This window comes from Mesorhizobium ventifaucium, assembly GCF_935822925.1.
GTDB lineage: Bacteria > Pseudomonadota > Alphaproteobacteria > Rhizobiales > Rhizobiaceae > Mesorhizobium > Mesorhizobium ventifaucium.
The window spans coordinates 46,652-72,676 of record NZ_CAKXZS010000011.1 but is presented as its reverse complement, the minus strand read 5'-3'; the positions used below and the strand labels follow the sequence as shown (position 1 = coordinate 72,676).

Here is a 26,025-nt window from a genome sequence, read left to right as displayed (position 1 = left end):
GATATGACGACATTCTCGCCCCGCGAAATCGTTTCGGAACTCGATCGCTTTATCATCGGCCAGAAGGATGCCAAGCGTGCCGTGGCCATCGCCTTGCGCAACCGCTGGCGCCGCCAGCAGCTCGAAGGCCAGATGCGTGAAGAAGTGATGCCGAAGAACATCCTGATGATCGGCCCAACCGGCGTCGGCAAGACCGAGATCTCGCGCCGCCTGGCGCGCCTTGCTGGTGCGCCGTTCGTCAAGGTCGAGGCGACCAAGTTCACCGAGGTCGGCTATGTCGGCCGCGACGTCGAGCAGATCATCCGCGACCTGGTCGAGATCGCCATCGGGCTGGTGCGCGAGAAGATGCGCGAGGACGTCAAGGCGCGCGCCCATATCAATGCCGAGGAACGCGTGCTGGAAGCGCTCGTCGGCAAGACGGCGAGCCCGGCGACGCGCGACAGCTTCCGCAAGAAGCTGCGCGACGGCGAGCTCGACGACAAGGAGATCGAGATCGAAGTGAGCGACACCGGCACTGGCGGCATGCCCGGCTTCGAGATTCCCGGCATGCCGGGCGCCAATATCGGCGTGTTGAACATCAACGACATGTTGTCGAAAGCGATGGGCGGCCAGAAGACCAAGACGCGCAAGACGACGGTGAAGGAATCCTACGCGGTGCTGGTCGGCGACGAGTCCGACAAGCTGCTCGACCAGGATGAGGTGGTGCGCAGGGCGCTCGAATCGACCGAAAACGACGGCATCGTCTTCCTCGACGAGATCGACAAGATCGCCTCGCGCGAAGGCGGCATGGGCGCCGGTGTTTCCCGCGAAGGCGTGCAGCGCGACCTGCTGCCGCTTGTCGAGGGCACCACGGTCGCGACCAAATACGGACCGGTGAAGACGGATCACATCCTGTTCATCGCATCGGGCGCGTTCCACGTTGCCAAGCCATCCGATCTGCTGCCCGAACTGCAGGGCCGTCTGCCGATCCGCGTCGAGCTGCGTGCGCTGGAGAAGGACGATTTCGTCCGCATCCTGACCGAGACCGAGGCCAGCCTGATCAAGCAGTACATCGCGCTGATGAAGACCGAGGGCGTCGATCTCGTCTTCACCGACGACGCCATCGATTCACTGGCCGGCATCGCCGTCGATCTCAACGCCAGCGTCGAGAACATTGGCGCCAGGCGGCTGCAGACGGTGATGGAGCGGGTGCTGGACGAGATCTCCTATGACGCGCCGGACCGCCACGGCACGTCGGTGACAGTCGACGCCGCCTATGTGGAGACGCATGTCGGCGACCTGTCCAGAAACACGGATCTGTCGCGATTCATCCTGTAGCAGGCGATCCATCCGCAAGAGTCGGGCCGGCGGAGCCGGCACGTTCCGGGACGTGTGGCCAAATGGAAGCATCTGGCCAGCTTTTGTCTTGCCGGGCGACGGGGCTCTCGACTCCCGTTCCAGCTTTACCTAGTTTGCCGGCAACACCAGCGCCGCGCATCAGTTGGACGTGCAAAGGGCGCTGTACAGTTGGTTCTGCGCGTGACCCCCGAAGATCGATTCCGGGGGTCATGCGCTGTTGCAGGCGGCGGCGCATGAAAAAAACGATCCTCGTCACTCTTGGGCTGACGCTGGCGACAGCCATGTTCGCCGCCGAAGCGGCGACGATGGTGCCGCCGGGCAACAGTCATGTCGAGCAGCCCAACATACCGGGCGCCTCAAGCCGGCGCACCCAGGCCACCAACACCACCTTCCAGGCGAAATACCGCAAGGTTTATGCGCTGCTGCAGCACGACGCCGGTCTTCGCGGCAAGATCGAGCAGGCAGCAGCGACCTATGGCATCGATCCTATGCACATCGTCGGCGCCATCGTCGGCGAGCACACCTACAATGTCGACGCCTACGACCGGCTGCAGACCTACTACGTCAAGGCGATCTCCTATCTGTCGAGCAAGCTATCCTTCGCCTATGAAGGCGAGGACATCGCCGATTTCGTGCAGCGGCCGCAATTCCAGGAATGCGCCGGTAAAACGGACAGTTACGCGCTCTGGGAGTGCCGCGAGCAGGTGTGGAACCTTTCCTTTCGCGGCAAGACAGTCGGCGGGACCAGCTTTCCGGACGACCGCTTCGGCGCCACGTTCTTCCAGCCCTATTATGCAGGCCAGACTTTTGGCCTTGGGCAGCTCAATCCGCTGACGGCGTTGCAGATGAGCGATATCGTGCACCATGTTTCCGGCCTGCCGAAGCTCGACGTCGGCGATCCGAATGCGGTCTACAAGACCATCATGGATCCGGACCTGACCTTGGATTATGTCGCGGCGACGATCCGGAAATCGATCGATGCCTATCAGAGCATTGCCGGCTTCGACATATCGGGCAATCCCGGCATCACATCGACGCTCTACAATGTCGGCAATCCGGAACAGCGCGCCCATGTGCTGAAGGCGGAGAACGACAGGCGCCGCGCCGCGGGCGAACCGGAGAAGCTGCCCGAGGAAAATTACTATGGCTGGCTGGTCAACGACAAACTGCCGGAGCTGAAGGCGCTGTTTTAGGTGGGTGTTGAGATTTGGACTTTGAGCTGAAACCCGAAGTCGCCCCCTTGGGCGTTTGCGCTGCCCCTCATTGCCCTGCCGGGCATTTCTCCCCGTATAGTGACGGGGAGAAAAACGCCTTCGCGAACGATTTCGCCAATCTCCAGCGTAGCAGAAAGGATGCCGAGGGTGCGGTCAGCGCCTTCTCCCCGTCACTGTACGGGGAGAAGATGCCGGCAGGCAGATGAGGGGCGGCGCGGCTTTTGACAATAGGCACGCCACGGCTCATGCCGCCAACAGCGACTTCAGCTTGATTGTTTGCGAACCGAGCGCCTCAGGCGCCGGTTTTGCCCTTTTTGCGATCAGCATTTCGGCCAGCCTGATGTCGCGGGCAACCGAATTGCCCGGACCGATGCCGCTCGCTGCGACGAGCCTGCCGTCTTCGGCCAGATGAAACAGGATGAAGGCGCCGTCGTCGAGATCGCGGCGAACGACTTTGCTGCCCTCGTCCGACAGCCCTGATATCTGCAAGGTCAGGCCGTACTGATCCGACCAGAACCATGGCACCGCCGCGTGGGCCTCACCGGCGCCAAGCATGTTCTTGGCCGCAAGCGCGCCCTGCTCCTGCGCGTTGCGCCAGGCCTCCAGCCGCACGCGCCGGCCGCCGTAGACGGCAAGCGGAAACGAGCAGCAATCGCCGGCGGCAAAGATATCCGGATCGCTGGTGCGAAGTTCGGCATCGACAGCTATGCCGTTGTCGATCGTCAGCCCCGCTTCCGCGGCAAGTCCGGTCACCGGCACGGCGCCGATGCCGATCACCGCCAGATCGGCGACGATGTCCTGCCCGCCGGCAAGTGCGATGCGCACCTGGGCGCCGTCGTCGGCGATCGCCGCGATGGCATCGCCGCACAGGATTTTCACGCCTTCGGCTTGATGCGTCTCGTGGATGATTTTGGCGATCTCGGCCGGCACGCCGCGCATCAGGATGCGCTGCTGCGCCTCGATGACGGTGACCGTGGCCCCCAGCCCGCGTGCCGCGGCGGCGAGCTCAAGACCGATGAAGCCGCCGCCGACGATGGCGATGCGGTTTCTGGCGCGGAGATGGGCGCGAATGGCCAGCGCGTCGTTGAAGGTCCGGAGATAGACGCAGCGCGGCCCGATGCCCGGCATCGGCAGTCTGCGTGGCACGGAACCCGTTGCCAGCAACAGCTTGCTGTATGGCAGGACCGAACCGTCCGACAGGCGCACGCCATGCGTGGCGCGGTCGATCGCCATTGCCTGAACCGAATGGATATGCCTGATCGATCTCTCGGCCAGGATCTCATCGCTGGCGATCGCCTTGATCGCGGGCGCATCGCTGGTCATCGCGTCTTTCGACAGCGGCGGCCGCTCGTAAGGCAGATGCGGCTCGTCGCCGACCAGCGTCACCGGGCCATCATAGCCGAGATCGCGCAGCGCCAAGGCAGCCTGCCCGCCGCATTCGCCGGCGCCGATGATGAGCATTCCTTTCGCCATCATCGTCACCCAATCTGAATGAGGATTTTGCCGGCGTCGAGTTTGACCGGATATGTCCTGAGGTTGACGCAGACCGGTGCGCCCCTGGCTGCACCGGTCTTATAGTTGAAGCGGCCATTGTGTTTCGGGCATTCGATGATGTCGTCCATCACCAGCCCGTCGGCCAGATGCACCTTCTCATGCGTGCAAAGGCCGTCCGTCGCGAAATATTCGTCGTCGGGACTGCGATAGATGGCGAAGGTGCGGCCGTCATGGTCGAACCGCATCACGTCCTCTTCGTCGATGTCATCGGCACCACAAGCCTCGACCCAGTCGCTCATTGGTCCTCCCGGCAGAATTTTGCTTGGTCAACGTGCCCTGGCAGAGGCGCGCAAATCATTCGGCTGCTGCCGCGACGGCGTCGTTGTCGTTATGGAATTCGTCGCGATAAGGCTTGGCGGTCGGCGGCAGCTCGCGCTTGAGGAAATAGTCTTCATTGCGCAGCTGGCGCAGGAAGGCAGGCACCATCTCGCGATAGCCGGCCAGAATCGATGGCGTCGGCGCCGGTAGATCGTGCTTGATCAGCTCATGCAGCCTCGGCAGCGCGTGATAGGGCACCATCGGGAACATGTGGTGCTCGACATGGTAGTTCATGTTCCAGTAGATGAAGCGGCTGATCGGGTTCATGTGGACCGTGCGGCTGTTGAGGCGATGGTCGATGACGTTTTCGGCGAGGCCGCCATGCTGCAACAGGCCGGTCATGACATGATGCCAGGCGCCGTAAAGCCTGGGCAGACCGACCAGCATCAAGGGCAGGAACGAGCCGCTATAAAGCGCCAGCGCGATGGTCGCGGCATAGATCGCGGTCCAGATGCGGGCAATGCGGATCGCCTTTGGCTGCTCCGGCTCGGGAATGAAGGTCTTTTCCGCCGGGCTGATGATACCGGCCGCATTGCGCACCATGTCGGTCATGGCATGCCAGGCATCGACAATGCCGAAGAAATTGAGCACGACGCGCAACAGGTCCGGTGGGCGCATCACCGCGATCTCCGGATCGCGGCCGACGATGATCGTATCGGTGTGATGCCGCGTATGGCTCCAGCGCCAGGTCACCGGGTTGCGCATGATCATGAAGCAGGCGATCTGATAGACCACATCATTCATCCACTGCGTCCTGAAGGCGGTGCCGTGGCCGCATTCGTGCCAGCGTGAATCGGTGGAAGAGCCGTAGAGCACGCCATAGACGAAGAAGAACGGCACGCACCACCAAGCGCCCCAGAACCAGGCGCCGCCGGCGCCGCTCAGGACCAGGGCGCCGAGCCAGATGATGGTGTCGCGGATCGCCGGCCCATCGGAGCGCTGCATCAGCTCCTTCATCTGCTTGCGGGGCACGTCGGTATGATACCATTCGGCCGCCGCCAGCCCGGTCTCGACGGCGCGCTTCGCGTCGCGGCCGAGCAGGCTGTAGTCTCGCCGGGACGGCATTGCGGATATTGTCGCTTCCATTGAGGCTGCCTCCGTCGGCATCCGTCGAAACGGGTGCCTCTGCCACAGGTGCTATACCCTAAAATAGCGCCAAGCCGTGATAGGCTCAACATCATGAAGATAGTTTCTATCATTTCCCATCAGAATGATGTAAAGCCTATGTAAGGCAATCAGGCAGGAAGCATATGGCAAAACGGCCGACCATCACCGATCTGGCGCGTATTTCTGGGGTCAGCGTCGCCACCGTCGACCGGGTGCTGAACGATCGCCTGCCGGTGCGCGAGGAAACCGCGCGCCGCGTCTATGAGGCCGCCACCAGCATCGGCTATCACGCCGCCGGGCTGATCAAGCAGCGGATGCGCCAGGAACTGCCGAAATACCGGCTCGGCTTTCTGCTGCTGAGGGGCAATGATGTTTTCTACAGCGATTTCGCCCGGGAGATCGAACTGGCGGTTTCGCAATCGCAGCGCTTCCGCGGCGTGGCAACCATCGATTTCGCCAGTTCGCTGGCCCCCGACGAGATCGTCGCGCAGATGCGCAAGCTGGCGGCGAAATCCAGGGCAGTCGCCCTTGTCGGTCCGGACCATCCGACGCTGACGGCAGCCGTCGAGACCCTGAAGGCGAGGGGGCAACCCGTCTTCTCCCTGCTATCCGACTTTGCAGCCGGCATCCGCGAGGGCTATGTCGGCCTCGACAACCGCAAGGTCGGTCGTACCGCGGCCTGGATGATCGCCAGAGCGGCGAGGAAGCCCGGCAAGGTCGCCCTTTTCGTCGGCAGCCATCGCTTCCATGGCCATGAGCTGCGCGAGATCGGCTTCAGATCGTTTTTTCGCGAGCATGCGCCGGAATTCACGGTGATGGAGACACTGGTCAACCTGGAAGCCAACCAGGTGACCCATGATGCGATGATCGATCTTCTGGCGCGGTACCCGGATCTGGCCGGCTGCTACGTCGCTGGCGGCGGCATGGAAGGCGCGGTTTCCGCGCTACGGGCGGCCAGGCCGGCAAACATGCCGGTGGTCGTCTGCAACGAGATCAACGCCGAATCGCGCGCGGCGCTCGCCGACAACATCCTGACCATGGTGATTTCGACGCCGCTGGCAGCACTATGCCGCGAGCTTGTCGGGCTGATGGCCCATGCCATCGAGGCAGGCGCTGCCAATGCGCCGGGCCAGACCTTCCTGCCCTTCGACATCTATCTGCCGGAAAACATCTAGGTTCGGGCAGAACATCTGGCTCAGCCAAGACATCCTGTTTAGATCGGGGCGTCGGCAGTGATGTGAACCATCAGCCTGCTGGATTCTTGCAGAAGATTTGCCGGCCCTCAGCCGCGTTGTCCGAAAAATCCGGCAGCCGCTTTCGGAATCTCCTTGACGCCCGCCCGCAGAATGGAATAAATATTTCACCAACTAGGCATTTTGGTTCTTTCGTTCCGGAACATCTGTTTTCAACGGAGGGCTTGGCGTTCCAGCCAACGCGGAAGTCGCCATCGGAAACGGAGAAGCAATCGGGAGAGATTCCCTGGGAGATCGGGGATTCCGGGTAGATCGGTGCAGCCGGACACCAATTCTGTGGAGGAGAAATAGAATGAAAAAACTGCTGTTGGGCGCCGCATTCCTGGCGCTGATGAGTTCGTCCGCCCTCGCTGCCAAGGTGGGCGTGTCGATGGCCAAGTTCGATGACAATTTTCTCACCGTGCTGCGCAACGGCATGATCGAGCAGGCCAAGGCCATGGAAGGCGTGGAACTGCAGGTCGAGGACGCGCAGAACGACGTCGCCAAACAGCTCGACCAGATCAAGAACTTCGTCGCCTCGGGCGTCGACGCTATCATCGTCAACCCGGTCGACACCTCGGCCACCCAGGCGATGTCGGACGCAGCGGCTGCGGCCAACGTTCCGCTGGTCTATGTCAACCGCGAGCCGGTCAATGTCGACACGCTGCCGGACAACCAGGCCTTCGTCGCCTCGAACGAGGTCGAGTCAGGCACGCTCGAGACCCAGGAAGTCTGCCGGCTGTTCAAGGAAGCCGGCAAGACCGAGGCCAATGTCTATGTGATCATGGGCGAGTTGTCGAACCAGGCCGCGGTGCAGCGCACCAAGGACATCGACGATGTGATCGCCACTCCCGAATGCAGCTTCATCAAGATCATCGACAAGCAAACTTCGAACTGGAATCGTGACGAGGCTCAAAATCTGATGACCAACTGGCTGTCGACCGGCGCGCCGTTCGATGGCGTGATCGCCAACAATGACGAAAGCGCCATCGGTGCGATCCAGGCCATGAAGGCTGCCAATATCGACATGAAGTCGGTTGTCGTCGGCGGCGTGGATGCCACTCAGGACGCGCTTTCCGCGATGCAGGCGGGCGATCTCGACGTGACCGTCTTCCAGGATGCCGCTGGCCAGGGCGCCGGGGCGCTGGACGCGGCGCTCAAGCTTTCCAAGGGCGAGGCGGTCGAGCAGAAGGTTTACATCCCCTTCCAGCTGGTCACGCCGGCAAACATCGACAAGTTCCTGCAGAAGAACTGAGGCAGAGGACGGTTTTTCAATCGGGAGCGGCGGCAGAGCATCGGACCGTTTTGAGAGTCCGATGTTGGAAAAACAAAAAAACGCCGCTCCTCTTTCCCCTCGTCGCCGGAACAGGCGGCGGGAGGGCGACTACGATTAGAGCGGCGTGCGTCCATTTGGACGCACAAAAGTACGCTCTAAAACTTTGAGACTACGCATCGTGCTTTCCGAAAATCGATCCCGATTTTCGGGCCGATGCGGTTGGAGGAATCAAGATTTGGCACAGACAACCCATGGCGTCGGCGGACTGAGCTATGATGCGAAAAGGCGCACATGGCCTGCCGAGTTCAATGTCTTCCTGGCGCTCATCATCCTCGTCGGCGCCTTCGAGCTGATAGGCCGCGTCTTTCTTGGCGACAGCTTCCTGTTCAACACCCGCGCCAATGTCGATACGATCTTCAACGAGGCGCGCCTGCAGATCATCATCCTGCAGGTGTCGATCGTCGGCATCATCGCCATCGGCGTGACGCAGGTCATCATTTCCGGCGGCATCGACCTTTCCTCCGGTTCGGTCGTCGGCGCGACGGCGATGATCGCCATGAGCTTCGCCCAGGTGGCGACGGTCAACGGCAACCCTAACCCCAAGGCGATGTTCATCGAGCAGGGCTGGACCGACCTGCCGGTGATCGTGCCGGTGATCGTCGCGATCGGCTGCGGCCTGCTGGCGGGCCTGATCAACGGCACGCTGGTCGCCTACTCCCGCATTCCGCCGTTCATCGCCACGCTCGGCATGATGGTCACCGCGCGCGGCGTCGCCAAATGGTGGTCCAAGGGGCAGCCGATCTCGTTTCCCACCGAAAGTTTCGCCGCCATCGGCAAGGGGCTGATGCCTGTCATCATCTTCATATCGCTGGCGATTCTGTTCCAGCTGATCCTGTCATACACCAGGTACGGGAAGCACTGTTATGCCATCGGCTCCAACGAGGACGCCGCCCGCATGTCCGGCATAAATGTCCAGAACCACAAGATCCTCGTCTTCGTCATTGCCGGCATCCTCGCCTCGCTCGCCGCCGTGGTGCTGAGCTCCAAGAACCTCACCGCTCAGGCCGGCATGGGCGTGATGTACGAATTGGACGCGATCGCCATGGCGGTCATCGGCGGCGTCTCGCTGTCGGGCGGCCGCGGCTCGATCATCGGAACGGTGATCGGTGCGCTGATCTTCGGCGTCATCATCTCCGGCTTCACCTTCCTGCGCCTCGACGCCTACTACCAGGAGATGGTCAAGGGCGTGATCATCATAGGCGCAGTCGTTCTCGACCAGTGGCGCCAGCGCCTGCGGGCAATGAGGGCTTGATCATGTCAGACATCGTCCTGAAGACCGAAAACCTGACCAAATACTATGGCGGCGTGCATGCGCTCGAAGGCGCGAACTTCGAACTGCGCAAGGGCGAGCATGTCGCCATCATGGGTGACAACGGCGCCGGCAAATCGACCTTCGTGCGCCAGATCACGGCCGTCGAGCAGCGGACCAGCGGCAAGGTCTGGTTCGATGGCAAGGAAGTGAACTTCGCCGGCCCGATCGCGGCGCGCGAGGCGGGCATCGAAACGGTGTTCCAGAACCTGGCGCTCGCCGACGATCTCGACGTACCGTCGAACCTGTTTCTCGGCCGCGAAAAGGTGCTTTTCAATCTCGGACCTTTCTCGATCCTCGATCGCAAGTTCATGCGCAAGGCAACCGAGGCAGCGCTGATCCGCACGGCGGTCAAGATTCCCAACCTTTCCAACACCATCCGCCACATGTCTGGCGGCCAGCGCCAGTGCGTGGCAATCGCCAGAACCGCGACCTTCGCGTCCAAGCTCATCATCATGGACGAGCCGACGGCAGCACTTGGTGTGCAGGAGACGATGCAGGTTGAAAACATCATCCGCACGCTGAAGGCCAATGGCGAGCCGCTGATCCTGATCAGTCACAACATGCGCCAGGTGTTCGACCTTTGCGATCGCATCGTCGTCTTCCGCCGCGGCAAAATCGTTGCCAATCTGCGCAAGCAGGACACCGACGGCAACGACGTCGTCTCATACATCACCGGCGCCAAGACCGGGGAGGCAGAACTCGCGGCCTAAGGCGAATGCCGGCGCGGCGGGTCATCGGCCCGTCGCCGAGCAGGAAAATCCACTGCGCCTTGCCCTGAACGGTGCAGTAAAGACGCACTTCCATTTCGAACAATCCTCAAAGGAAATCCCATGTCTCTCCGCTTCGCTCTTCTCGGTGCCGGCCGCATCGGCAAGGTCCACGCCCGTGCCGTCGGTTCCAATCCGCAGGCCAGGCTGGTCGCAGTTGCCGATGCCTTCGAGAAGGCGGCGACGGAGCTGGCGTCGGCCTATGGCGCGGAAGTACGCACTATAGAGGCCATCGAAAAAGCCGGGGATATTGATGCGGTCATCATCTGCACGCCGACCGACACCCATGCCGATCTGATCGAGCGGTTCGCCAAGGCCGGCAAGGCGATCTTCTGCGAGAAGCCGATCGACCTCGACGCCGGCAGAGTGGAAGAATGCCTGGCCGTGGTCGATAAGGCCGGCGCCACTTTGATGGTCGGCTTCAACCGCCGCTTCGATCCGCATTTCGCCGCCGTGCGCAAGGCGATCGACGACGGCGCCATCGGCACCGTCGAGATGGTGACCATCACGTCGCGCGATCCCGGCCCGCCGCCGCTCGACTATATCGGCCGCTCGGGCGGTATCTTCCGCGACATGACCATCCATGATTTCGACATGGCGCGCTTTCTGCTCGGCGAGGAGCCGGTGGCGGTCAGCGCCCATGCCTCGGTGCTGGTCGACAGACAAATCGGCGAGGCCGGCGATTTCGACAGCGTCAGCGTCATCCTCGAAACCGCCTCCGGCAAGCAGTGCATCATCTCCAATTCGCGGCGCGCCACTTATGGCTATGACCAGCGGATTGAGGTGCATGGCTCGAAAGGCATGGTTGCGGCCGAGAACCAGCGGCCGGTGTCGATCGAACTGGCCAATGAGAAGGGCTATACGCGCCCGCCGCTGCACGACTTCTTCATGACCCGCTATCTCGACGCCTACGCCAACGAGATCGCCGCCTTCATCGCGGCGGCGACGTCAGGCAAGAAGGCGGCGCCGAGCGGCAAGGACGGGCTCGTCGCGCTGAGGCTGGCGGACGCGGCGCTGAAATCGGCCAGGGAAGGCAAGACCGTCCGCCTCGACAAGACAGTCTGACCATCAAGCACAGGAGCAAGGGGATGAACGGTTCCGCCGGTCGCAATTCAGAAACACGCGCCATCGTCACCGGCGGCGCGCAAGGCATCGGCTTCGCCGTCGCCGAAGCGCTCGCCGACGAGGGCTGCCGCGCACTGGCGCTGGTCGGCCGCTCCAGGGAGAAGGGCGACAAGGCGGTCGCCGCACTTGCGAAAGACGGCGTCGACGCCATGTTCATCAGCGCCGACGTCTCAGTGGTGGCCGACTGCAAGCGGGTCGTCGAAACGGCGATCGCTCGTTTCGGCTCGATCAACGCGCTGGTCAACGCCGCCGCCACCTCGGCCCGCGGCTCACTGGTCGAGACCTCCGAGGAAACATTCGACCAGATCTTCCAGACCAATGTGCGCGGCCCCTTTTTCCTGATGCAGGGTGTGGTGGCACACCTGCTCGACCGCAAGGCGCCCGGCTCGATCGTCAATGTGCTGTCGATGTCGGCGCATTGCGGCCAGTCGTTCCTGGCGCCCTATTCGTCGAGCAAGGGCGCACTGGCGACGCTGACCAAGAATGTCGCCAATGCCTACCGCAGCAATCGCATCCGCTGCAACGCGGTGCTGCCCGGCTGGATGGACACCGAGGGCGAGGAGATCGTGCAGAAGAAATGGCACGACGCGCCGGACGACTGGCTGGAAAAGGCCGAGGCCGCGCAGCCGATGGGCCAATTGGTGAAGCCGGACCAGCTTGCCCGACTGATCAGCTATATGCTGAGCCCACAGTCGGGCGTCATGACCGGGTCACTGGTCGATTACGACCAGAACGTTGCCGGAGCGTCGCCGGAGTAACGCCGGCGAGTCTAGCGGAACCGCCCCATCGCTTCGTCATCCACGGGCAGAGCAAGGAGCGTAGCGACGCGGCGCAGACCCGAGATCCATGCCGCGACTTCTAGGCGTTGCCGCGGTGAAGAATTCTGCTCCGCTGCGCTCTTCGGCTAGGATCACGGAATGGATCCCAGGGTCTTCGCGACGGAGCTTCGCTCTTCCTTCGCACTAGGATGACGAAGTTCGAGAGGCTTCAGCCAATCGCGAATGGGCTCGAGTAGACCTCCTCCTCATCGGACGCGTGACAAGCGCCGTGGCTTCGGCTATAGGGCTGGCATGATCCACCTGACCGCCTCGTTCTGGTACTTTAGCTACGGCAGCTCGCTGGCGGCGGGAGGATTGCGCTCGATCTGAAGATTGCAGCAACAACATCCGAACAGCCGCCAGATCTGGCGGCTTTTTTTGTTTTAGCCGGCAGATCTCCCAATCAGGAGCAGAAAGCCGTGTTGACCACCACAGATGATCTTCGGGTCAAGGAAATCCGAGAGCTGAGTGCGCCGGACGACGTGATGCGGGAGATACCGCGCACGCTGACGGCGACGCGCGCCGTTGCCGCGTCACGCAACGCTATCCACGCCGTGCTGACCGGCGCCGACGATCGGCTGGTCGTCGTCGTCGGCCCCTGTTCGATCCACGACCCGATCGCTGCCGTCGACTATGCCAGCCGGCTAGTCGCGTTGCGCGAGAGCCTGTCGGACCGGCTGGAGATCGTGATGCGCGTGTATTTCGAGAAACCGCGCACGACGGTTGGATGGAAGGGCCTGATCAACGATCCCGACCTGGACGGCAGCTTCAACATCGACAAGGGCTTGCGGATGGCCCGCAACGTGCTCTCCGCAGTCAACAATCTTGGCCTTCCGGCAGCGACGGAATTCCTCGACATGGCCACCCCGCAATACATTGCCGACCTCGTCGCCTGGGGCGCGATCGGCGCGCGCACGACAGAGAGCCAGATCCATCGCGAACTCGCATCCGGCTTGTCCTGCCCGGTCGGCTTCAAGAACGGCACCGACGGCAATTTGCGGATCGCCGCCGAAGCGGTGAAATCCGCCGCCCAGCCACATCATTTCATGGCGGTGACGAAGGGCGGGCGCAGCGCTATCGCGACGACCACCGGTAACGAGGACTGCCACGTCATCCTGCGCGGCGGCATCGTGCCGAACTATGACGCAACGAGCATAGCTGCCGCCTGCGCGGAACTCGGCCGGATCAGCGTAGCACCACGGCTGATGATCGACGTCAGCCACGCCAACAGCAACAAGAAGCCGGAGAACCAGCCGATGGTGGCGGCCGACGTCGCGGGCCAGGTCGCGGCAGGCGACGAACGCATCATCGGCGTCATGATCGAGAGCAACCTCGTCGCCGGCCGGCAGGAGGTCATGCCTGGCAAGCCGCTCGTCTATGGCCAGAGCATCACCGATGGCTGCATCGACTGGACAACCACCGAGACGGTGCTGCACGGCCTTGCCGACGCCGTCGAGCGGCGCCGGTCGGCGCGACGCGCCCTGATGGCCAGCCGTCCGGGAGCCGCCTGATGCGGTTGGCGCCGTTGGCTGGAAGTCAGGAATTTTGCGGCGGTTGCTACATTGCTTTTGGCTTTGAAAGGCCGGCGCCGCCCCCTCAGCGTCAATATCGACAACTGGCTCGTCAACACAAGTTCTCCCCCTGCCCTTGCAGGGATGACGTGTGGAAGCTCGAACTGCGGAGGGTACGTCGTTATCGCACCGCCACCCAGCGCTGTTCGTCGAACGAGCGCGCCATGGCATGCACGGTGCGCTCGATTTCGAGGCCTTCGTCGAAATCGATGATCCGCGCCGGCTTGCCGGCCAACCGCGTCAAAAGCTCACGGCATTCGATGATCTTGAGGTCGTTGAAGCCGAGACCGTGGCCGGGTGCCGGCAGGAAGGCGTCGTAGGGCTTGTGGTGCGGCGCCACGAGGATGGAGCGATAGCCTTGCTCGGTCGGGCGGTCGGTTGTCAGGTAAAGCTGGAACTCGTTCATCCGCTCCTGGTCGTACAGGATCGAGCCCTTCGAGCCGAAGATCTGAATGGCGATCCGGCCCTTGCGGCCCCAAGCCGAACGGTTGACCAGCAGTGTGCCGGCAATGCCGTTTTCGAGATGCATCAGCACGCTGGCGATGTCGTAGGTCTCGACCGCGCGACGCCCGCCTGATGCGACGCGGCGATCGGCATAGGGTTTTGCCATGTCGCACATGACGCGGGCGACGCGGCCGAACAGCACCGAGACCAGCGACAGCGGATGCACGGCGAAATCGTCGAGCGCGCCGTAACCGGACGCCGCCTCGTGTTTCCAGAAGAACAGCGCCTCCGGGTCGGCCATGAAATCCTCGTCCATCTCGATGCGCAGATGGTTGACTTCACCGATGATCTTCTCGTCGAGCAGCGCGCCGATATGGCGGATCGCCGGATTCTGGATGTAGTTGTAGCCGAGCGCGGCCACCTTGCCGGATTTTTGCGCCGCGGCCGCCATGGCTTGCGCCTCGGCAAAGCTCGGCGCCATCGGTTTTTCGCACCACAGATGCTTGCCGGCTTCGAGGATGGCGATGGCCATCTCCGGGTGGAGCTGGTTCGGCGTGGTCAGCGAGACGATATCGACGTCCGGGTCGTCGACAACGGCGCGCCAGTCGCCGGAGCCCTTGGCGAAGCCGAACTCGGTCGCCCGGCGCTTGGCAAGGTCGTCACTGACCTCGCCGAGATGGACCAGCCTAGGCTTGGCCACATCCGGAAAGACGGTGCCGACCGCGTTCCAGGCGATGGCGTGGCACTTGCCCATGAACCCCGTGCCGATAAGACCGACTCCGACCATTTCCTTGTCTCCGCTGCCAGGAAGGTTGTGTGGATGAATTAGTCCATTTTATCCAGAAATGGAACGCATGGCTCATTTTTTATGGTCTTCTTGCACAGGCTCGCTATGATGGGGCATCGCACGGCATCGACTGATGGACCTAGGCGGAGCGACGATGGACGAACGGGTGCCCCGCAATTTCGAGACGCTGCGTACAACGATCCTGGAACGGCGCCAGAGCCTGCCCAAGCGCATCGCGCAGATCGCCGCCTATGCGCTCGACAATCCCGACGATATTGCCTTCGGCACCGCGGCCAGCATCGCCGCCTCCGCCGGCGTCCAGCCTTCGACCTTGATACGCTTCGCACAGCAGTTCGGCTTCGACGGCTTCACCAGCCTGCAGCTGGTGTTTCGCGAGCGCCTGCGCGAGCGCAATTCGTCGTATGATGAAAGGCTGGCGGCATTGCGCGCCAAGGCCGAGGAAGGCGCCGGTCACCGGGCGATTTTCGACGGCTTCGTCGCCGCGGCGAGCACCTCGCTCAACGATATTTCAGGCAGGTTGAACGAAGACCATTTCGAGGCTGCGATCACCTTGCTGGCGAAAGCGGAGACCATCTATGTGCTGGCCAAGCGCCGCTCCTATCCGGTCGCCTCCTACATCGCCTATGCGCTGGGCAAGCTCAAGATCCGCAACCAGCTGATCGAATCAGCCGCCGGCCTCAACGCCGAGATGATCAGCTTCGCCTCGTCCAGGGATGCCGTCATCGCCATCAGTTTTTCGCCTTATGCGCCGGCGACCATCGAGGAGGCGCGCGTCATCTCGGAGCAACGCGTTCCGATTGTAGCGATCACCGACAGTTCCTTTTCCCCGCTGGCCCAGTTCGCCAAAGTCTGGTTCGAGGTCGCTGAAGCCGATTTCGCCGGCTTCCGCTCGCTGTCGGCGACGATGGCGCTGGCCATGGCGCTGACTGTTGCGGTTGGCGAAAAGCGGCGCGACACCGGCGGCAAGGGCAAGGCCTGACAGGCTACTTTTCGGCAAAGGAACGCGCGTTCCATATTGACTATCGATTGGAATTATTATTTCATATTGCCGACGCCACGCTGCCGCTCGCGCGTGTTACCCAAACAATGTGTTACAAGACAACAAGGCTGATGGGAGGTTCGAATGAGCGAAGCCGTGGACGCGAAACATGCCCCGCTCGACGTCATCACCATTGGCCGCGCCTCCGTCGATCTCTATGGCCAGCAGATCGGCTCGCGCCTGGAGGACATCACCTCCTTTGCCAAGTCGGTCGGCGGCTGTCCGGCCAACATTTCGGTCGGCACGGCGAGGCTCGGCCTGCGCTCGGCGCTGCTCACCCGGGTCGGCGACGAGCAGATGGGCCGCTTTATCCGCGAGCAGCTGACACGCGAGGGGGTTTCGGTTGACGGCCTCAGGACCGACCCGGACCGGCTGACCGCGCTGGTGCTGCTGTCGGTCGAGGACGAGGGCGTCTCTCCGATGATCTTCTATCGCACCGACTGCGCCGACATGGCGCTTTCGGAAAACGATATCGACGAGGCGTTCATCACCTCGGCACGCGCGATCGTCGTCACCGGCACGCATTTTTCGCGGCCCAACAGCGATGCCGCACAGCGCAAGGCGATCCGCGCTATCAAGGCCAAGGGCGGCAAGGTGGTGTTCGACATCGACTACCGCCCCAATCTCTGGGGCCTTGCCGGCCATGCCGAAGGGTTCGAGCGCTATGTGAAATCCGACCGGGTCTCCGCCCAGCTGAAGTCGGTGCTGCCCGACTGCGACCTGATCGTCGGTACCGAAGAAGAGATAATGATCGCCTCCGGCACTGACGATTGCCTGAGCGCGTTGCAGACGATCCGCTTGCTGTCCAAGGCCACCATCGTCTTGAAGCGCGGCGCCATGGGCTGCATCGTCTATGACGGGCCGATCAGCGACGATCTCGAAGGCGGCATCGTCGGCAAGGGTTTTCCGATCGAAGTCTACAATGTGCTCGGTGCCGGCGATGCCTTCATGTCGGGCTTCCTGCGCGGCTGGCTCGGCGGCGAAAGCCTCGAGACGGCAGCGACCTGGGCCAATGCCTGCGGCGCCTTCGCCGTATCGCGGCTGCTCTGTGCGCCGGAATACCCGACCTTCGAGGAATTGCAGTTCTTCCTGAAGAACGGCAGCCAGCATCTGGCGCTGCGCAAGGACGAGGCGATCAACCATATCCATTGGGCGACGACGCGCCGGCGCGATATTCCCTCGCTGATGGCGCTGGCCTGCGACCACCGCATCCAGCTTGACGATGTCGCGGCGAAAGCCGGCGCCGACCCGTCGCGCATCCATGATTTTAAGGTGCTGACGGTCAAGGCGGCGGCGAAGGTTGCCGCCGGCCGTCCCGGTTACGGCATGCTGCTCGACGAGAAATACGGCCGCGAGGCGATGTTCGAATTTGCCCGCCATTCCTTCGCCTGGCTTGGCCGGCCGGTCGAGCTGCCGGGATCGCGGCCGCTGCGTTTCGAATTCTCGCAGGACATCGGTTCGCAATTGATTGAGTGGCCGGTCGACCATTGCATCAAGTGCCTGTGTTTCTATCACCCCGACGACCCGGAGGCGCTGAAGACCGAGCAGCAGCAGAAGCTCAAAAGCTTGTTCGAGGCCGCGCGGAAAGTGGGGAGAGAACTTCTCATCGAGATCATCGCCGGCAAGCACGGCGAGCTCAACGACACGACGATCCCGCGCGCGCTGGATGAACTCTATGCGCTTGATATCAAGCCCGACTGGTGGAAACTTGAGCCGCAAGCCTCGGCAGGGGCCTGGGCAGAGATCGAAGCGGTGATCCTGAAGAACGATCCGTGGTGCCGCGGGGTTGTGCTGCTCGGCCTGGAAGCGCCACAGGACGAGCTGGAAGCGGCCTTCGCCGCCACCGCCAAGGTACCGATCGTCAAGGGCTTCGCCGTCGGCCGCACCATCTTCATCAACGCGGCCGAACAATGGCTTGCCGGCAAGATGTCGGATGAGGAGGCGGTGGCCGACATGGCGTCGCGCTTCGAGCGACTGACCGAGGCATGGCTTGCCGCGCGCGGCCGCAAAGCAGCATAAGAAGGCGCGGCTTAAGGACTGCGGAGGAAAACACCATGACCAAGACAATCCGCCTGACGATGGCGCAGGCGCTGACCCGGTTTCTTGCTCGCCAGATGACCGAGATCGACGGCAGGAAACTGCCGATCTTCGGCGGCGTCTGGGCGATTTTCGGCCACGGCAACGTCGCCGGCGTCGGCGAGGCGCTCTATCAGGTGCGCGACGAATTGCCGACCTTCCGCGCTCACAACGAACAGGCGATGGCGCATGCGGCGATCGCCTATGCCAAGGCCAATTTCCGCCGCCGGTTCATGGCGGCGACCAGTTCGATCGGCCCCGGCGCGCTCAACATGGTGACGGCAGCGGCACTTGCGCATGTAAACAGGTTGCCCGTCCTGTTTCTCCCCGGCGACGTCTTCGCCAATCGTGTCCCCGACCCAGTGCTGCAGCAGGTCGAAGATTTCTCCGACGGCACGACGACAATCAACGATTGCTTCCGGCCGGTGTCGCGCTATTTCGACCGCATTACCCGGCCCGAGCAGATCATCCCGGCGCTCAACCGTGCGATGCAAGTGCTGACCGATCCGGCCGAATGCGGACCGGTGACCTTGGCGCTCTGCCAGGACGTGCAGGCAGAGGCCTTTGATTACCCCGAGAGCTTCTTTGCCGAACGGGTCTGGCATCAGCGTCGGCCGCGTCCGGACCGTGGGGAGTTGGCGGCCGCGGTGGTGGCGCTGAAGGCGGCAACAAAGCCATTGGTGATTGCCGGCGGCGGCGTGCTTTATTCGCAGGCTTCCGGCGAACTGGCGAAGCTGGCGCAAGGCGCCGGCATCCCGGTCTGCGAGACGCAGGGCGGCAAATCCTCGCTGCCGGACGATCATCCGCTCAACATGGCGGCAGTCGGCGTCACCGGCACTTCGGCCGCCAACCGCTTGGCCGAGGAAGCCGACGTCGTGCTTGCCGTCGGCACCAGGCTGCAGGATTTCACCACCGGCTCGTGGGCGCTGTTCAAGAATTCCGGCAAGACCATCATCGGGCTGAACGTCCAGCCTTTCGATGCGGGCAAACACCAGGCGCTGCCGCTGGTCACTGATGCGGCGGAAGGGCTCGCCGAGCTCGGCGCGGCGCTGAACGGCTGGCAGGCGCCGGCCGCCTGGACCGACAATGCTACCAAGGGCAAAAAGGACTGGCAGGCCGAAGCCGGCAAGGTGACGGCCTCGACCAATGCCGCCTACCCGTCCGACGCGCAAGTGATCGGCGCCGTGCAGCGCGCCATGGGCTCCGACGTGATATTGCTTCATGCTGCCGGCGGCCTGCCCGGCGAGTTGCACAAGCTCTGGCAGGCGGGCGCACCCGGCTCCTACCACGCCGAATACGGCTTCTCGACTATGGGCTACGAGATCGCAGGCGGGCTCGGCGTCAAGATGGCCAAGCCCGACGAGGAGGTCGTCGTGATGATCGGCGACGGCTCCTATCTGATGCTCAATTCCGAGATCGCAACGTCGGTCATGCTCGGCCTCAAGCTGACCATCGTGCTCCTCGACAACCGAGGCTATGGCTGCATCAACCGGCTGCAGATGGCAACCGGCGGCGCCAACTTCAACAATCTGCTGAAGGACGCACGCCACGAGATTTTGCCCGACATCGACTTCGCCGCGCATGCGGCAAGCCTTGGTGCGATCGCCGAGAAGGTTTCGTCGATCGCCGGGCTGGAAACGGCGCTGGCGCAAGCCAAGAAGAATACAAGGACCACAGTGCTGGTCATCGACACCGATCCGCTGGTTTCGACCGAAGCCGGTGGAAGCTGGTGGGACGTCGCGGTGCCGGAAGTCTCGACCCGGCCGCAAGTGAATGCCGCGCGCAGGGCCTATGATGAAAAGCGGCAGATGCAGAGTGTTGGTGATTGATGTCGGCGCTGCCAAGCCCCTACCTCCCCTTGTGGGGAGGTCGGACCGAAGGTTCGGGTGGGGGTCCGGCGCCGCACCCCCACCCCGCTGCTATGCAGCCACCCTCCCTCTTGGAGGGAGGGTGGACACGAACTGAAATCGGAGTGACGACTTGAAAGCCAAACTGGGCATGTCCCCCATTGCATGGTGGAACGACGATCTTGCGGAACTCAGCGATGATGTCTCGCTGGAGGAGTGCTTGGCGCAATCGCGTTCGGCGGGCTTCACCGGCATGGAAATGGGCCGCCGTTTTCCCAATGACCCGAAAATCATGCTGCCGATCCTGCAAGAGGCCGACGTCACGCTTTGCGGCGGCTGGTTCTCCGGTACGCTGGTCGACGAAGACATGGCCAGGAATAAGGATCGCATCCAGCCGATGATCGATCTGTTCAAGGCGGTGAACGCGCCCTGCATCGTCTATGGCGAGGTCGGCCGCTCCATCCAGGGTGACCGCTCAAAGCCGCTCGCCACCAAACCCAGGCTTTCGGACGACGAGATGAAGGCCTATGCGAGGCGCCTGACGCAGTTCGGCGAATGGTGCGCCGAGCAAGGCATGCCGCTCTCCTACCACCATCATATGGCGGCGGTCGTCGAGACCGAGCCCGAGCTCGACGCGTTCATGCGCTACTCGGGAGAAGGCATTCCACTGCTGCTCGATGCCGGCCATCTGGCTTTTGCCGGCGGGGACGTGCTGCGCGCCATCGACAATCATCACCGGCGCATCAACCATGTCCATGTGAAGGACGTGCGGATGGAGGTGATCGAAAAACTCGATCGCCAGAGGCAATCCTTCCTCGATGCCGTGGCGCTCGGCGCCTTCACGGTGCCGGGAGATGGCTCGCTGGATTTTGGCGCCATTGTGGAAAGGCTGGCGCACTATGGCTATGAAGGCTGGTTCGTGGTTGAGGCCGAGCAGGATCCCAAGAAAAATCCGCCGCTCAGGATGGCGCAAGTCGGCTACAAGGAGTTGATGCGGGTAATGACGGCCGCCGGCTACACGGTTGAAACGCAGGGCTTCCCCAATGCTTGAGCAACCTCTTCCCGGCGACGGGCTGATCCGATGCGGGGGCTGATTCGATGAAGGACTCCGAGCATCCGTTCTTTCGGCCACTGTGGCGGCGCGTTGCCATCGTCGCGGTCTGCCTGGTCTGGTCCGTGGTCGAGTTTGCCACCGGCGCGCCGTTCTGGGGCACGATCGCGCTCGGCTTCGCCGGCTATGCGGTCTGGCAGTTCTTCTATCTCTACAAGCCGGCCGACGGCGGCAAGGCTTCGGCCGACACCGAACCAAAGGAGTGAGCCTCAATGTCGAAACTGCTCGTTAAAGCCGATAAGGGCCATGGCCGCGTCGCCCATGTGACGCCGCAGAACGCCGGCTGGACCTATGTCGGCTTCGATCTGCATCGGCTGCGGCCCGGCGAGACCGTCTCCGGACAAACCGCAAGCCGTGAAGTCTGCCTGGTGTTCGTCACCGGCAAGGGCAAGGCCAAGGCCGGCGGCAAGGATCTCGGCGTGCTCGGCGAACGCATGTCGCCCTTCGAAGGCAAGCCGTGGTCGGTCTACGTGCCGCAGGGCTCTGACTGGTCGGTGACCGCCGACACCGGTCTCGAAGTCGCGCTTTGCTCGGCACCGGGCCTTGGCGGCGGGCTGCCGGTCCGCATTATTGCGCCGAAAGATCTCGGCCAGGAGGTTCGCGGCAAGGGCACCAACACGCGCTACGTCACCAACATCCTGCCGGAAGGCAAGCCGGCCGATTCATTGCTGGTGGTCGAGGTCATCACGCCTGGCGGCCATACATCGAGCTATCCGCCGCACAAGCATGACCAGGACAATCTGCCGGCCGAGTCCTATCTCGAGGAGACCTATTACCACCGCCTCAATCCGCCGCAGGGCTTTGCCTTCCAGCGCGTCTACACCGATGCCGATCGAAACGGCGCTCGTTCGCTCGACGAGGCGATGGCGATCGAGGACGGCGATGTCGTGCTGGTGCCCAAAGGTTATCACCCTTGCGCCGCCTGCCACGGTTACGACCTCTACTACCTCAATGTCATGGCCGGGCCGAAGCGGACGTGGAAGTTCCACAACGCTCCCGAGCACGAATGGCTGATGAAGGCCTGAGGCACTGCCGTCCGGGTCGGCAAACTGGCCCAAGGCGAAAAAATCGTCGGCTAATGACCCGCCTGAACAGGTTTGTTATCAGGAACGACCATCAGCTTCGTCATTTCGTCATGCAAATCGCCTATGGCAGCGGGAGTTGACGAGGACTTTCGATGCGCTACGCTATCTATTTCACCCCCCGGCAGGACGAACCGTTGGCGCGGATCGCCGCAAATTGGCTCGGCCGCGACCCGTTCGGCGCCGCCACGAGGCCGGTCGAGGCCGTGGGCGAGCTGTCGGCGGCGGAAGTCGCCTTTCATACCGCTTCGGCACGCCGCTACGGCTTTCATGCGACACTGAAGGCGCCCTTCCGGCTGGCTTCGAACGAGACGGAAGGCGCGCTTCGCGCAGCACTGGACGATTTTGCCGAGGCGACGCCGGTGGTGACGATCCCACGGCTGGTCGTCAGCCAGATCGACGGCTTCTTCGCGCTAGTGCCGGAAGGACTGCTGCCGGCGCTCAACCGCTTCGCCGACGACGTTGTGCGCGACTTCGACCGTTTTCGCGCGCCGCTGAGCGAGGCGGAAATCGAGCGGCGCAGCCCCGATTCGCTGAAGCCGGATGAATTCCGCAATCTCTGCCAGTGGGGCTACCCCTATGTCTTCGAGACCTTTCGATTCCATATGACGCTGTCCGGCCGTGTCTCGTCACAGGAAAGCCCTCGTCTTCGCGCAGCAATCGACAGCCTATTTGCGCAGGTCTTGCAACGGCCGGTGACGGTGGACGCACTGACCCTGTTTGTCGAAACCGAACCGGGCGCCCCGTTCATGGTGCTTTCCCATCACGCGCTCGGGCGCCGCCCGGCGAGAAAAACTGCCTGAAATGGCTATTTGTTTTAACCGTATTTGTGCGACGCCAATTCACCCAATCGGTGATTCCAATTGGCTGCAAAATGCTCCAAGGACTGCCTGAAATGACCGTCGAGACCGTTCTCAACAATGCCCGCATCGTGCTTGCCGACGAGATCGTCGAAGGGTCGATCGTGCTGCGCGACGGCTTGATCGCCGGGATCGACGCCGGCGCCGCCCGGAGCGGCGAGGACATGGGCGGCGATTTCATCATTCCCGGGCTGGTCGAGCTTCACACCGACCACCTGGAGGCTCACTACGCACCGCGACCGAAGGTGCGCTGGAACCCGATCGCCGCCGTTCTCGCCCATGACGCGCAGGTGGCGACGGCCGGCATCACCACCGTGCTCGACGCCTTGCGCGTCGGCATGGACGACGATGCCGACATGAATTCGGCCGACATGCGCAAGCTGGCCGATGCGATCGAGGACAGCGTCCATCAGGACCGGCTGCGGGCCGACCATTTCATCCATCTGCGCTGCGAGGTTTCGGCGCCGGATTGCCTCGCCGCCTTCGCGCATTTTGACGGCGATGACAGGATCAAGCTGGCGTCGCTGATGGACCATGCGCCTGGGCAGCGCCAGTTCGTCGATCTCGAAACCTATGCCTATTACTACCAGCGCAAGCTGAAGCTGACGGACCGCGAATTCCAGCAATTCTGCGAGAAGCGGATGGCGGAGTCGGCGACGAATTCGGGGGCGAACCGCGCCTTCATCGCTGCTGCCTGCCATCAGCGCGGCATCGTGCTGGCCAGCCATGACGACGCCACGACCGGCCATGTCGACGAGGCGATCGAACAAGGCGTCCGTGTCGCCGAGTTCCCGACCACCAAGGAGGCCGCCAAAGCTTCGAAGACGGCAGGGCTCGGGGTGCTGATGGGCGCCCCGAACGTGATGCGAGGCGCGTCGCATTCGGGTAATGTTTCGGCTCGGACGCTCGCCGGCGAAGGCTTGCTCGACATATTGTCGTCCGACTACATCCCCTTCAGCCTGATCCAGTCGGCGTTTTTCCTCGGCGACGTGGTCGACGGCATCTCCCTGCCGCAGGCGGTGGCGATGGTTTCGAAGAACCCGGCCGAGGCGGTCGGCCTCGCCGACCGTGGCGTCATCGAGCAGGGCCGGCGCGCCGATCTGGTTCGCGTCCGTCTTGACGATCATGTCCCGGTTGTCCGCACGGTCTGGCGGCAGGGGCGTCGGGTCGCGTGATGGTGTCGGCGTCGATCGAGCGTGAATTTTCCGCCGCGGCGTTTCCGATCCGCGACGGCGTCTTCGTCGCCGTCGTCGGGCCGAGCGGCGCCGGCAAGGACACGGTGATCGGCTATGCCCGGTCGCTGTTTGCCGACGAGACCCGGCTGGAGTTCGTGCGCCGGGTCATCACCCGGCCGAGCGACACGACGAGCGAGGATCACGACACGCTGGCCGATGCGGCCTTCGTCGAGGCCGAGGCGGACGGCGCCTTCGCCATCTCCTGGGAGGCGCATGGCTTGCGCTACGGCATCCCGGCTGAAGTCGACCGGTCGGTGGCCAATGGCCGCGTCGCCATCGCCAATGTCTCCCGCGCCATCATCCCGGCGCTGCGTGATCGCTATGCCAACCTGGCTGTCGTCGAGATCACCGCATCGCCGCAGATTCTGGCGCAACGGCTGGCGATGCGCGGCCGCGAGTCGCGTGGCGAAGTGCTGGCGCGGCTGGCGCGCAGCACCAATGTGGCGTTGTCGGGGCCAGGCGTCACCTCGATCGACAATAGCGGCCCGCGCGAGGCGGCTGGCGAGCGCTTTATCGAAGTGCTGCGCAAGGCGATGGCGTTTTCGGACCGACCCTGACATCGATCAAAGAATGGAGCGGGGCAGAACTCATCTGTAGCGATCCTTCGCGCCCCCTCTGTCCTGCCGGACATCTCCCCCACTTGGGGGGAGATTGGATGTCGCATCGGCTTTCGCCAAACTCCAACGCTGAAGAAAAGGCGCCGTCGGCAGAGCTGCCAATCTCCCCCCTTGTGGGGGAGATGACAAGTCTTGGCAAAGAGGGCAGGACAGAGGGGGGCGCTGTCCGCGCTGTCCCGCCGACTCAAGCTTCGTGAAGCACTACTCCGCGGCCGCACCAGCCGTGCCCCTGCGGGTGGCCTCCAGCATCAGCCGCCGCTCCCGGTACACGCCCCATTGCTGGTCGACCAGCACGCCGATCAAGATCACGCCGCCCATCACCGCGAAATTCAGCGAGGACGGGATGCCAAGCAGGTTGACGAGGTTCTGCAGTTCCTGCAGCAGGACCGTTCCGAGGATGACGCCGATCAGCGAGCCCTCGCCGCCGCGCAGCGAGAAGCCGCCGAGCACTGCCGCGGCAATGGCGTAAAGTTCGTAGAACTGGCCGTGGCTGGCCGGCGAGATCGAGCGCGTGTACATGGCGAAGTAGATCGCCGACAGCGCCGTCAGCACACCGCAGATGACATAGGCGGCCATGACGACGCGGCCGGTGCGGATGCCCGAATATTTCGCCGCCTCCTCATTCTTGCCGATCGCGTAGAGGTAGCGGCCGAACACCGAACGGTGCAGCACCACCCACATCACGATGGCGATGACGATCAGCGCGATAAAGCTGTTCGGCACGCCATAGGATCGCCCCGCGGTCAGGAACTCGAGCTCCGGGAAATTCTGCCCGAAGGCGAAGCCCGCCGTGCCGTCGGCTGTGTAGAACCGCGCCACGCCGCGATAGATCAACAGGCCGCACAGCGTCACCACGAAAGGCTGCAATTTGAGCCGCGTGATCAGCCAGCCATGTGCCAGCCCGATGATGCCGCCGAGCACGAGGATCAGCGGCAGCGCGACCGGCCATGCCATGCCGCGCGTGGCGATGAAATCGACGAACAGGACGCCGAGCAGCGCGACCACCGAGCCGACCGACAATTCGATGCCGCCGGTGATGATGACGAAGGCCTGGCCGATCGCCAGGATGCCGAACAGCCCGATCAGGTTCGAGGTGTTGGCGAGGTTGATCGGCAGCAGGAAGCGCGGGTTGATGATCGCCACCACCGCTCCCACCACAAGGATCAGGATCAGCAGGCCGAGATCTTTCTTGCTCATCGTCTTCTCCCAATGCC

At 63.1% G+C, this 26,025-nt stretch carries 23 protein-coding genes; 18 read left to right on the top strand and 5 right to left on the bottom strand.

Going from position 1 to position 26,025, the window contains the following annotated elements; all coding sequences use genetic code 11:
• Positions 1 to 3: 3 nt before the first annotated feature.
• Positions 4 to 1,317, top strand: coding sequence for an ATP-dependent protease ATPase subunit HslU (gene hslU, locus NMG70_RS08620; RefSeq protein ID WP_254024114.1), 1,314 nt, complete (start codon positions 4 to 6; stop codon positions 1,315 to 1,317).
• A 254-nt stretch (positions 1,318 to 1,571) separates the two neighbouring features.
• On the top strand, positions 1,572 to 2,531 hold the full coding sequence (locus tag NMG70_RS08615; protein ID WP_254024113.1) for a DUF1402 family protein: 960 nt from the start codon (positions 1,572 to 1,574) through the stop codon (positions 2,529 to 2,531).
• Positions 2,532 to 2,795: 264 nt separating this feature from the next.
• Here the strand turns inward: NMG70_RS08615 and NMG70_RS08610 are convergent, their stop codons facing one another.
• From NMG70_RS08610 to NMG70_RS08600, 3 genes are read right to left on the bottom strand one after another with little or no spacing between them, the layout of a single operon-like run.
• Positions 2,796 to 4,025, bottom strand: coding sequence for an NAD(P)/FAD-dependent oxidoreductase (locus NMG70_RS08610; protein ID WP_436798361.1), 1,230 nt, complete (start codon positions 4,023 to 4,025; stop codon positions 2,796 to 2,798).
• Between the two features lie 5 nt (positions 4,026 to 4,030).
• Entirely contained in the window at positions 4,031 to 4,345 is a 315-nt protein-coding gene (locus tag NMG70_RS08605; protein ID WP_023796929.1) for a MocE family 2Fe-2S type ferredoxin, read from the bottom strand.
• 55 nt (positions 4,346 to 4,400) lie between these two features.
• Positions 4,401 to 5,510 (bottom strand): fatty acid desaturase family protein, encoded by a 1,110-nt coding sequence (locus tag NMG70_RS08600; protein ID WP_254024111.1) that lies wholly within the window; start codon positions 5,508 to 5,510, stop codon positions 4,401 to 4,403.
• Positions 5,511 to 5,674: 164 nt separating this feature from the next.
• Between NMG70_RS08600 and NMG70_RS08595 the strand changes: the two genes are divergently transcribed.
• The 7 genes from NMG70_RS08595 to NMG70_RS08565 all read left to right on the top strand — a co-directional run bounded on the left by NMG70_RS08595 (position 5,675) and on the right by NMG70_RS08565 (position 13,632).
• The gene (locus NMG70_RS08595; RefSeq protein ID WP_254024110.1) at positions 5,675 to 6,706 is read left to right on the top strand and encodes a LacI family DNA-binding transcriptional regulator; all 1,032 of its coding nucleotides are present in this window, start codon (positions 5,675 to 5,677) and stop codon (positions 6,704 to 6,706) included.
• 370 nt (positions 6,707 to 7,076) lie between these two features.
• On the top strand, positions 7,077 to 8,018 hold the full coding sequence (locus tag NMG70_RS08590) for a sugar ABC transporter substrate-binding protein (RefSeq protein ID WP_254024109.1): 942 nt from the start codon (positions 7,077 to 7,079) through the stop codon (positions 8,016 to 8,018).
• Between the two features lie 256 nt (positions 8,019 to 8,274).
• A complete protein-coding gene (locus NMG70_RS08585; protein ID WP_254024108.1) occupies positions 8,275 to 9,351 on the top strand; it encodes an ABC transporter permease in 1,077 nt (358 codons plus the stop codon).
• Between the two features lie 2 nt (positions 9,352 to 9,353).
• Positions 9,354 to 10,121, top strand: a complete 768-nt coding sequence (locus NMG70_RS08580; protein ID WP_254024107.1) for an ATP-binding cassette domain-containing protein — start codon at positions 9,354 to 9,356, stop codon at positions 10,119 to 10,121.
• A 120-nt stretch (positions 10,122 to 10,241) separates the two neighbouring features.
• Complete coding sequence (gene iolG / locus NMG70_RS08575; RefSeq protein WP_254024106.1) at positions 10,242 to 11,243, top strand: inositol 2-dehydrogenase; 1,002 nt, start codon at positions 10,242 to 10,244, stop codon at positions 11,241 to 11,243.
• 23 nt (positions 11,244 to 11,266) lie between these two features.
• Positions 11,267 to 12,061 carry an SDR family oxidoreductase gene (locus NMG70_RS08570; RefSeq protein WP_254024105.1) on the top strand — a complete coding sequence of 265 codons (795 nt, stop codon included), beginning with the start codon at positions 11,267 to 11,269 and terminating at the stop codon, positions 12,059 to 12,061.
• Positions 12,062 to 12,540: 479 nt separating this feature from the next.
• The gene (locus tag NMG70_RS08565; RefSeq protein WP_301555141.1) at positions 12,541 to 13,632 is read left to right on the top strand and encodes a 3-deoxy-7-phosphoheptulonate synthase; all 1,092 of its coding nucleotides are present in this window, start codon (positions 12,541 to 12,543) and stop codon (positions 13,630 to 13,632) included.
• 181 nt (positions 13,633 to 13,813) lie between these two features.
• Here NMG70_RS08565 and NMG70_RS08560 read toward each other — a convergent pair whose 3' ends face one another.
• On the bottom strand, positions 13,814 to 14,923 hold the full coding sequence (locus NMG70_RS08560) for a Gfo/Idh/MocA family protein (RefSeq protein ID WP_254024104.1): 1,110 nt from the start codon (positions 14,921 to 14,923) through the stop codon (positions 13,814 to 13,816).
• A gap of 154 nt (positions 14,924 to 15,077) precedes the next feature.
• Here NMG70_RS08560 and NMG70_RS08555 point away from each other — a divergent pair, with 154 nt between their 5' ends.
• From NMG70_RS08555 to phnN, 9 genes are all read left to right on the top strand, one after another.
• Positions 15,078 to 15,923, top strand: coding sequence for a MurR/RpiR family transcriptional regulator (locus NMG70_RS08555; protein ID WP_254024103.1), 846 nt, complete (start codon positions 15,078 to 15,080; stop codon positions 15,921 to 15,923).
• 144 nt (positions 15,924 to 16,067) lie between these two features.
• Positions 16,068 to 18,002 (top strand): bifunctional 5-dehydro-2-deoxygluconokinase/5-dehydro-2-deoxyphosphogluconate aldolase, encoded by a 1,935-nt coding sequence (locus NMG70_RS08550; RefSeq protein ID WP_254024102.1) that lies wholly within the window; start codon positions 16,068 to 16,070, stop codon positions 18,000 to 18,002.
• Between the two features lie 35 nt (positions 18,003 to 18,037).
• On the top strand, positions 18,038 to 19,888 hold the full coding sequence (gene iolD, locus NMG70_RS08545) for a 3D-(3,5/4)-trihydroxycyclohexane-1,2-dione acylhydrolase (decyclizing) (RefSeq protein ID WP_254024101.1): 1,851 nt from the start codon (positions 18,038 to 18,040) through the stop codon (positions 19,886 to 19,888).
• A gap of 151 nt (positions 19,889 to 20,039) precedes the next feature.
• On the top strand, positions 20,040 to 20,957 hold the full coding sequence (iolE, locus tag NMG70_RS08540; RefSeq protein ID WP_254024100.1) for a myo-inosose-2 dehydratase: 918 nt from the start codon (positions 20,040 to 20,042) through the stop codon (positions 20,955 to 20,957).
• A 47-nt stretch (positions 20,958 to 21,004) separates the two neighbouring features.
• A complete protein-coding gene (locus NMG70_RS08535; protein ID WP_254024099.1) occupies positions 21,005 to 21,223 on the top strand; it encodes a DUF3329 domain-containing protein in 219 nt (72 codons plus the stop codon).
• A 6-nt stretch (positions 21,224 to 21,229) separates the two neighbouring features.
• A complete protein-coding gene (gene iolB, locus NMG70_RS08530) occupies positions 21,230 to 22,042 on the top strand; it encodes a 5-deoxy-glucuronate isomerase (RefSeq protein WP_254024098.1) in 813 nt (270 codons plus the stop codon).
• A gap of 152 nt (positions 22,043 to 22,194) precedes the next feature.
• Positions 22,195 to 22,902 (top strand): DUF1045 domain-containing protein, encoded by a 708-nt coding sequence (locus tag NMG70_RS08525; protein ID WP_254024097.1) that lies wholly within the window; start codon positions 22,195 to 22,197, stop codon positions 22,900 to 22,902.
• A gap of 92 nt (positions 22,903 to 22,994) precedes the next feature.
• Positions 22,995 to 24,134, top strand: coding sequence for an alpha-D-ribose 1-methylphosphonate 5-triphosphate diphosphatase (locus tag NMG70_RS08520; protein ID WP_254024096.1), 1,140 nt, complete (start codon positions 22,995 to 22,997; stop codon positions 24,132 to 24,134).
• Positions 24,131 to 24,751: a phosphonate metabolism protein/1,5-bisphosphokinase (PRPP-forming) PhnN gene (gene phnN / locus NMG70_RS08515; protein ID WP_254024095.1), complete on the top strand. Its 621-nt coding sequence runs from the start codon at positions 24,131 to 24,133 to the stop codon at positions 24,749 to 24,751. Before NMG70_RS08520 ends, phnN begins: the two co-directional genes overlap by 4 nt.
• 261 nt (positions 24,752 to 25,012) lie before the next feature.
• Here the strand turns inward: phnN and NMG70_RS08510 are convergent, their stop codons facing one another.
• Positions 25,013 to 26,008 (bottom strand): ABC transporter permease, encoded by a 996-nt coding sequence (locus tag NMG70_RS08510; protein ID WP_254024094.1) that lies wholly within the window; start codon positions 26,006 to 26,008, stop codon positions 25,013 to 25,015.
• Positions 26,009 to 26,025 lie beyond the last annotated feature (17 nt).

Bases quoted from the DNA above. Each gene is read 5' to 3' on its own strand.
- iolB (WP_254024098.1), top strand. From the start codon at position 21,230: ATGTCGAAACTGCTCGTTAAAGCCGATAAGGGCCATGGCCGCGTCGCC.
- NMG70_RS08570 (WP_254024105.1), top strand. From the start codon at position 11,267: ATGAACGGTTCCGCCGGTCGCAATTCAGAAACACGCGCCATCGTCACC.
- NMG70_RS08590 (WP_254024109.1), top strand. From the start codon at position 7,077: ATGAAAAAACTGCTGTTGGGCGCCGCATTCCTGGCGCTGATGAGTTCG.
- NMG70_RS08605 (WP_023796929.1), bottom strand. From the start codon at position 4,345: ATGAGCGACTGGGTCGAGGCTTGTGGTGCCGATGACATCGACGAAGAG.
- iolG (WP_254024106.1), top strand. From the start codon at position 10,242: ATGTCTCTCCGCTTCGCTCTTCTCGGTGCCGGCCGCATCGGCAAGGTC.
- NMG70_RS08560 (WP_254024104.1), bottom strand. From the start codon at position 14,923: ATGGTCGGAGTCGGTCTTATCGGCACGGGGTTCATGGGCAAGTGCCAC.
- NMG70_RS08550 (WP_254024102.1), top strand. From the start codon at position 16,068: ATGAGCGAAGCCGTGGACGCGAAACATGCCCCGCTCGACGTCATCACC.
- NMG70_RS08600 (WP_254024111.1), bottom strand. From the start codon at position 5,510: ATGGAAGCGACAATATCCGCAATGCCGTCCCGGCGAGACTACAGCCTG.
- NMG70_RS08525 (WP_254024097.1), top strand. From the start codon at position 22,195: ATGCGCTACGCTATCTATTTCACCCCCCGGCAGGACGAACCGTTGGCG.
- NMG70_RS08610 (WP_436798361.1), bottom strand. From the start codon at position 4,025: ATGGCGAAAGGAATGCTCATCATCGGCGCCGGCGAATGCGGCGGGCAG.
- NMG70_RS08595 (WP_254024110.1), top strand. From the start codon at position 5,675: ATGGCAAAACGGCCGACCATCACCGATCTGGCGCGTATTTCTGGGGTC.
- NMG70_RS08615 (WP_254024113.1), top strand. From the start codon at position 1,572: ATGAAAAAAACGATCCTCGTCACTCTTGGGCTGACGCTGGCGACAGCC.
- NMG70_RS08520 (WP_254024096.1), top strand. From the start codon at position 22,995: ATGACCGTCGAGACCGTTCTCAACAATGCCCGCATCGTGCTTGCCGAC.
- iolD (WP_254024101.1), top strand. From the start codon at position 18,038: ATGACCAAGACAATCCGCCTGACGATGGCGCAGGCGCTGACCCGGTTT.
- NMG70_RS08580 (WP_254024107.1), top strand. From the start codon at position 9,354: ATGTCAGACATCGTCCTGAAGACCGAAAACCTGACCAAATACTATGGC.
- NMG70_RS08535 (WP_254024099.1), top strand. From the start codon at position 21,005: ATGAAGGACTCCGAGCATCCGTTCTTTCGGCCACTGTGGCGGCGCGTT.
- NMG70_RS08555 (WP_254024103.1), top strand. From the start codon at position 15,078: ATGGACGAACGGGTGCCCCGCAATTTCGAGACGCTGCGTACAACGATC.
- NMG70_RS08510 (WP_254024094.1), bottom strand. From the start codon at position 26,008: ATGAGCAAGAAAGATCTCGGCCTGCTGATCCTGATCCTTGTGGTGGGA.
- hslU (WP_254024114.1), top strand. From the start codon at position 4: ATGACGACATTCTCGCCCCGCGAAATCGTTTCGGAACTCGATCGCTTT.